The organism is Ureibacillus endophyticus (assembly GCF_024159215.1).
Taxonomy (GTDB): Bacteria; Bacillota; Bacilli; order Bacillales_A; family Planococcaceae; genus Ureibacillus; species Ureibacillus endophyticus.
The window spans coordinates 197,663-204,801 of the sequence record NZ_JAMYWW010000002.1 but is presented as its reverse complement, the minus strand read 5'-3'; the positions used below and the strand labels follow the sequence as shown (position 1 = coordinate 204,801).

7 protein-coding genes and 1 pseudogene are annotated in these 7,139 nt (G+C 34.2%); 6 read left to right on the top strand and 2 right to left on the bottom strand.

Annotated features, from left to right (window positions below):
* Positions 1-107: 107 nt before the first annotated feature.
* Positions 108-1,586, bottom strand: a pseudogene (gene istA, locus NKR20_RS19310) (IS21 family transposase); the annotation flags it as partial.
* Between the two features lie 144 nt (positions 1,587-1,730).
* On the opposite strand from istA (NKR20_RS19310), the gene istA (NKR20_RS19305) reads away from it, so the two are divergent.
* The 6 genes from istA (NKR20_RS19305) (at position 1,731) to NKR20_RS19280 (ending at position 6,617) form a co-directional block, all read left to right on the top strand.
* Entirely contained in the window at positions 1,731-3,161 is a 1,431-nt protein-coding gene (gene istA / locus NKR20_RS19305) for an IS21 family transposase (protein ID WP_121216048.1), read from the top strand.
* Positions 3,154-3,879, top strand: a complete 726-nt coding sequence (gene istB / locus NKR20_RS19300) for an IS21-like element helper ATPase IstB (protein ID WP_036180664.1) — start codon at positions 3,154-3,156, stop codon at positions 3,877-3,879. The genes istA (NKR20_RS19305) and istB overlap by 8 nt, the downstream gene beginning before the upstream one ends.
* 279 nt (positions 3,880-4,158) lie before the next feature.
* Positions 4,159-4,524: a TetR-like C-terminal domain-containing protein gene (locus NKR20_RS19295; protein ID WP_253428569.1), complete on the top strand. Its 366-nt coding sequence runs from the start codon at positions 4,159-4,161 to the stop codon at positions 4,522-4,524.
* Between the two features lie 452 nt (positions 4,525-4,976).
* Positions 4,977-5,510 (top strand): PadR family transcriptional regulator, encoded by a 534-nt coding sequence (locus tag NKR20_RS19290; RefSeq protein WP_253428568.1) that lies wholly within the window; start codon positions 4,977-4,979, stop codon positions 5,508-5,510.
* Between the two features lie 125 nt (positions 5,511-5,635).
* The gene (locus NKR20_RS19285) at positions 5,636-5,920 is read left to right on the top strand and encodes a hypothetical protein (RefSeq protein ID WP_253428567.1); all 285 of its coding nucleotides are present in this window, start codon (positions 5,636-5,638) and stop codon (positions 5,918-5,920) included.
* Positions 5,921-6,131: 211 nt separating this feature from the next.
* Positions 6,132-6,617, top strand: coding sequence for a hypothetical protein (locus NKR20_RS19280; protein WP_253428566.1), 486 nt, complete (start codon positions 6,132-6,134; stop codon positions 6,615-6,617).
* 301 nt (positions 6,618-6,918) lie between these two features.
* On the opposite strand, the gene NKR20_RS19275 is transcribed toward NKR20_RS19280, so the two are convergent.
* On the bottom strand, positions 6,919-7,065 hold the full coding sequence (locus tag NKR20_RS19275) for a YrzI family small protein (RefSeq protein WP_253428564.1): 147 nt from the start codon (positions 7,063-7,065) through the stop codon (positions 6,919-6,921).
* Between the last annotated feature and the right edge of the window lie 74 nt (positions 7,066-7,139).

Sequence of the window (7,139 nt, the reverse complement as noted above, 5' to 3'; positions counted from 1 at the left end):
TTCTGCTGTCTGATATTGTTTCCACATATCATCTTCTTGTATAAATCCCCGAATGCTTGGTAATCGAAGTTCTTTACACATCTCAATCATTTCTTGTCGCTTATCCATTAATGAAGCACCCCTGTCTTTTTAGTTTCGAATAATGCTGTAATGGCTGAAAGATTTTCGAGAGATTGGGTGGTGACCTCATTTTTGGAATGTACAGTTTTATGAACGTGTTCGCCTTGACTTGCTAAGAAAATAATCTTATCTGTTGATATTTGAACCATAGGGTTCTTCTTAAGTTGTTCAATCGCTGCTAAGACTTTTTCTAGATTGTTATGTTCTTTTAGATAAATAAGTAATTCTAGAAAATCTCGCTCATTTCCAATATAATAATCTTTGTATAAATTTTTTATTTTTGTTGGTGCTTGACTCAAACATTCACTTTGAGCCAATGCACCTTTTTTCTTTTCAAATGTACGTAAGTAATGATAAATATCCATAATCCATTGATGGATCTGCCAACTTCGTTTATGTGTCGCGATACAGGCATTTTCACTAAAAATAAGAATTTTTTCCGCACTCGCTTTTACTTTCACCCATTCTCCAACATGTCCTTCAGGAACAGAATAACGATTTTGCCTATAAGTAATCGTGCTATATTTGTCCACTCTAAATTCAAACAACTCAGAGGCATCAAATGGAATAATATCTGCGCTTACTTGCCTAGTTTTACGCTCCTCCAGCATTAATTCATGGTGCGTTTGTCTTTTCTTATAATGCATACGAGAGTTTAATTTCATGATGATTTCTGTTAGATAAGCCTGAGCTTCTTCTAAGCTTGCAAACGTATCTCGATGGGCAAATGCCTTCCGACGGATGTATTCTACACTCCGCTCCACATGCCCCTTCTGATTTCCTTTTCTTGGTTCACATAGTCGTATTTTAAAATGATAATGCATCGATAGATTTTTCATACCATCGGTAATCTCTCGTTCAGTCCCAATAAAGTTCTTTACGACTGTCCGCATATTATCGTACGTAAAAACCTCTGGTACAAAGCCTAAATAGTTAATACATTTCACATGAGCATCTTGAACGCACACCATTGTTTCAGATTCATATAAATATGCAATTCTTTCATTACTATATGGTAGGGTAAAGACCGCCATTGAAAGAGAACGTAATGTTTGATCAATGATTAATTTTACTTCACCCCAGTCAAATTCAATCTCATGACCAGCAGTTGCCTTTTGACGAATAAACACTTCTTTTTGACGTTTCTCCTCACTATTTACAAAATTTCTAACAGTGGTATAACTAATTTCAAAACCTTCATCTAATAACTTTTCATGAATATCAATCATTTTTAGTTGTTGCTTGTGCATCTGATGTTGCCGTTTAAATTCATTATCTTTTAACATTTTTCGAATACGTTTCATCACCGTAGGTGTTAATGCACGTTTATTGCCTTTTCGCTTTTTATACGACGGAGGCGTTACATAGTTATCTGTAATAGGTAGTTCTCGAATATCTTGCTTTCTTTTTTCAAGATCCTCTTCGATATACTTTTTTACAGTATTCCGAGAAATCCCAAGCTCCTGTGTATTGCATAATAAAAGTGCAGACTAGTGCAACGAATTTGTACAGAGTCTAGCACTTTTTTAGTGCAAAAAAATAGACTTGCCAGCCACCCCAAGTCACTCTACTGTTAAAGTGTCGAATTTTACCAGTGGAGGTTTGAAAGGATGCTAGCAATGTCTGAAATTAATTGTATCAAAACTTTAAGAAATGAAAAAGGATTGTCTATTTCTAAAATTGCAGAAACTATGAATGTAAATTGGCGTACCGCCAAAAAGTATGGTGATGGCGATCAGTTACCTCAAGAAAAAAAGCATATTAAAAAAGGGATGATGTACGAAGAAAAATGGGGAGAAATCGTTATAGACTGGCTTGAAGAAGATCTCAAACTAAAGAAAAAACTACGTCGAACAAATAAAAAAATAGTTGCGGATTTAAAAAGGATGGGGTTTAAAGGATCGTATCGAACGGTCTGTAACTTTATTCAAGAATGGCGTGCGACAGAAGATGATGAAGTAAGTAAAGGGCATGAGCGATTACAACATCCAGAAGGTGAAGCGCAACTAGATTTTGGCGTAATGGAGGCTGTTCAAGACGGAGAGATTGTCGATGTTCATGTTTTAGTTATGACGTTCCCAGCTAGTAATACTGGTTTTGCGATACCGATGCCTGGAGAAAATTTGGAGTGTTTCCTAGGTGGGTTACAAGAGCTGTTTAAGCAAGCTGGTGGAGTGCCAATTAGTATTCGAATTGACAATTTAACACCTGCGGTCAAAAAAGTACGCAAAGGTGATACAGAAGCTGAATTAACAGAAGCATTTCGCCATTTCCAAAACTATTATGGCTTTAAAGTGCAAGTGTGCAATCCATCCAGAGGTAATGAAAAAGGAAATGTGGAAAATAAAGTAGGCTATGTACGATATAACTTCTTTAGCTTACCACCAGTCATAAAAGACTTTGAAGATTTAACGGAACAATTAAAGCAACAACTGAAGGAAGATCGTGACCGACCACATTATGAAAAAGAAGAACTCATTGAGGATTTATGGCAGCAAGAGCAAAAGCAATTAATAAAATTACCAGAAGATCCGTATCCAGTATTTAAGCAGTTTCCGATTAAGTTTAATAAGTATAATGAGTTTAAGTTAGACAAGCATTTTATTCATGTGCCTAGAGCGCGTAACTATGTGCAGTTATATTGCATTACGTATTGGGATTCATTCAAAGTGATTACAAATGAGGGAGAAATTTTATTATCAGATGCAAGACCTTATATGAAGAAACGACGTTTCATTCCATGGAAAGATATTTTAAAAGATTGGTTAAAAAAGCCTCGTGTTATTGGTCATTCACGTTATACCCCTTATTTACCGACTCGTATAAAGGAGTATTTAACAGTTCCATCCTTGGCATTAAGGAAACAGCGTCTAAATGAATTACTCACTCTTTTAGTGACTCATGATATGAAAGAAATTGACCAGTATTTTTATGAACTTATTGGAAAAAATAGCGATGATCAAGAACATCCTTACGGTGTAAAATGGACTGATTATGATGCGCTATCTCCTAAAGGAATGGAGGCTTCAAGTCATGAATAATGCCATTTTACAATTGTGTAAGCAATTGCGGTTAGCTCATATCGCTGAAGCAATACATGATGTTCCATTTACAACACCTGAAGAATATATTTACCAACTTTTATTAAAAGAACAAGATGGTCGGGAACAAGCAAGGATCGCAAGAAACTTAAAGAATGCCCGATTTATCGATACGAAAACATTAGAGGGCTACGAATGGCACAAAGATATTTGTTTACCTAGTCATCTATCGAAAGAAGAACTAGTGCAGCTCGATTTTATTCGAAGAAAAGAGAATGTAATTCTAGTAGGGGCGCCTGGAACTGGTAAAACACATTTAGCTTCAGCACTGGGTAGAAAAGCTTGTGAGCAAGGTTTTGAAGTACGTTTTTATCGAGTTTCGCATTTAGTAGAAGAATTGGAACAGGCTTTACATGTGGGGAAATTAAAGCAATTTCGAAATAAATTAGAGAAAATTGATTTAATGATATTGGATGAAATGGGTTATCTTCCATTTGGTAAAGAAGGAGCGGAGTTACTTTTTCAAATCATTTCTGAATTTTACGAACAGAAGAGTTTGATTATCACGTCAAATTTAGAATTTAGTCAGTGGAATCGTATTTTTTCAGATTCACGTTTAACGGCAGCTCTGGTGGATCGTTTGATTCACCATGCCCATATTATTTCTTATACGGGACAGAGCTTCCGTTTAGCCAATGCGTTGTCGAGAAAACAGTAAAAATATTGGGTGGCAACACTCTGTATTTTTCATTGCAATTCTCTGCATTTTTATCTTGCAAAATACAGCTCCTTCGCAATTTGACGTTGACTCTTATTTTCTTGATGAAAGGCTAATAAAACTTTTTGTTTCTTCTCCAAAGAAATCACCTCTATACGCTCCTAACTCTATGAAGTTAGGATTATTTTCATATAAAAGTGGCTCACTTTTCAACTGCGATGGTGGCTCAGTTTTAGCTTATCAAATACAGATGTACAAGAATACATTGAAAATTCTATTTTGGACTATGTTCGACAAGAAATTTTACCAAAAGATCTGGATTTTTTTAATACGGAAGAAGTTATTAATAGACTTACGGTTCTATTTGAAACTAAAGGGGAATATTTAAGTGTTCTTTTAAGTGGGAATCCCCTCTTTATAAAACGCTTTAAAAACCTTATGAAAGATATTATGTTTCAATCCTATCCGATTGATAAGAAAAATCCTTATGCTCCTTACATTTTTGAATATATTATCTCAGCAACAATCGGAACGTTAAATTATTGGTTCCAAGCAGACGATGAGCTTTCTTTAAGAGAAATCATCAAATTCATTCGAACATTGAATACGGGAGACCCACAAAAAGAATTATTAAAACCTTATTAGAATAAGTGCGTTAGGATAGATGAAAAGGTACTATCCCCTGTTCATCTATCTTTTTTTATGTCTTCTAACCCTTTTCCAACACTTATTTAAAAAGTGTTTGTTGATACGCTAAATCTTAAAAAATACAATAAAATCAAACAATAATATATGAGAAACTAGATTTCATAACAAATTTGTTTTACGTTTTAAAAAGTAAAATATCAATATAGGCGTTTTTGTTGATTACGTTTGCGTACCTATAGATTTTAAAATTCAATGGAAAAGCATGGGTTGTTCCCATTAATTCAACAGAGTAATTATCACCCTTATAGCAGTACTATTAGGGGTTGTTGCAGTGCTAATTCTTAATCATTACATCTCTTAAAAGAATTAGTCGCAAATGAAATACTACTAACATATCAAGAGCTTCAATCGAATGTTGATTGAAGCTCTTTACTTCAGGGGGAGCATCTATGCCAATACAAATTTATATTTTGTGTAAGCTTACTGAAGGAAATAACTATCCATATCAGCTAAAAAAAGAGGTTTCAGAGATAAGTACTTTTGATACATTGGGTTATTTTTCAGAAAGTAAGTTGTATTATCATTTTGAATCATTAATAAAGCAAGGGTTAATTGAGCAAGTTGAAGTGGTGAAGGAAGAAAGACGTCCAGATAAACAAATGTACGCGATTACTGAAAAAGGTCGAGAACATCTTCCAAAAAAGATTTATGCCCTTTTTGAAAAAGGTGGTTCATTTACAGACTATTTCCCAGGTTTCTTCGCTTTACAGTATGTTGATAAGTCGAGGATTGTACGTATATTAGAAAGCAAGATAGAAGACCAAAAAATAAATATAGCAAAACTGAAAATAGCTCATGAGAGTCTTCAATTTGACGATGAAGGTAAACGATTGTCAGAAATTACAACGGATTTCTTTATGAACAAGTTTAATAGCGAAATAGTAGCAATCCAACGTATTATAGAAATGTTGAAAGAAGTTTAAAGTAGATTCATATTTAAAGATCATCAATTCATTTGGTGGTCTTTTTTATTTAAGGACGCATTAGGAACCATATAATTACAGTTTGTGTCTTTATTAATAAAAGGAAATCCAATGGAGGCGTCGGTATGTGGTTGATAATCGGTTTAATTGCAATTGTAGCTACGTTTATAAATCTCTTTATGTATTCAAAAGGCAAAGATTACAAGCTTGCGATGGCAATGGGGTTATCGTTTACAGCATTAACACTTTGTACTGAATACAGTCTTGTATTGGACTGGGTAGAAGCGAGAGATTGGGCAGCTTTAGAGGATGTAGTACCTGGTATGGAACGAGCATTATGGTTTTTGACAATGGTTTCGATTTTTCTAAATATAATTCCCTTACTATTGGAACGAAAAGGTAAGAAATAATTATAATAAGACCATCAAATTTGGTGGTCTTTTTTTCTATTTCGGAAAAGTTTAAGCCTCAAGACGTATATCAAAATTGTACTAGAGGCCATCGTAACTATAAAAGAAAAATGATAAATTTGTAATGAAATTACTTGCTAAACATTTTTAGTGAGTATAAAAATATCAGCTTTATTCGAGGAATATTAGTGAATTAGAAAGAGGTCATTAAGTGAAAAAAACAACATATGAGTTAGCAGATTCAACGACAACAAGAAAGTTACAGTTGACCATCTTTATCTGTTCCATAATTTTTACGATTGGTACGGCTATTCACAATTTTGTTATTATAAATCCATCATTAATTGAAACAATGATGCAAATGGCAGGCGTAGCTGACCCCTCTGGTGAAGCATCAGGGTTTACATTCGGATTTAGAATTGTTGGATGTGTGTATATTATTGGTAATGCGTTAGGGCTATTAGCTATAGTTAGTCGTTCAAAGATTTTATGGTGGGTTGTATTAACAATTAATATCACGCAAGCTACTGGTCCTTTTATGATCCCTTCATCGATGTGGACTGCAGTTAACGACGTTTATGGTGTGGTTGGGATTTTACCGAGTGTGATTACAGATGGTGGAGCGATTATTTTATCTATCATAATGATTGTTTCTATGTTTAAGTTTCGTACAACGTGGGCAGAAAGACGCGTTTAAGTTAACGGTGTTTTGAACGTATCTCTAAGTTGCCACTTTATATGGCGCGTTTCTACAAGAAAAGTAGTAACGCGTTTTTTTATTTAAATACTATTCATTTAACGGTGCTTTCGTTGGAAAAGCAAATTCTCTTGAAGTAACCCGTCCTAAGTTAGAACGGGTTAGCTTTACTAGATTTTAAACTTTATATTACTTTATCTGTCAGCTAAGTGGAGTCTTTCTCCACCCATAAAATTGCCTGTAGTCTTTTAACGATATAATTCATTTCAATTCCCTCCTAGCATTTTTTAAATAAACAAAATTAAAATTGACGAGGACCAATATAATCTTCTATTTTTCTTCGGTTCTCTTCGTAGATCTTTTTCACATTTTCATTGTGAATTTCTTCTTCAAGGGACTCCTCCCTTTTTGTAATAGTTATTCTTAAAGAAAAAATGTTTAATATCATAGATTTTCACCTCCTTTAATTACCCTGAAAAAGAAAAAAACCGTAGAGAGACTTCCCCTACGGAAAAAAGGCAC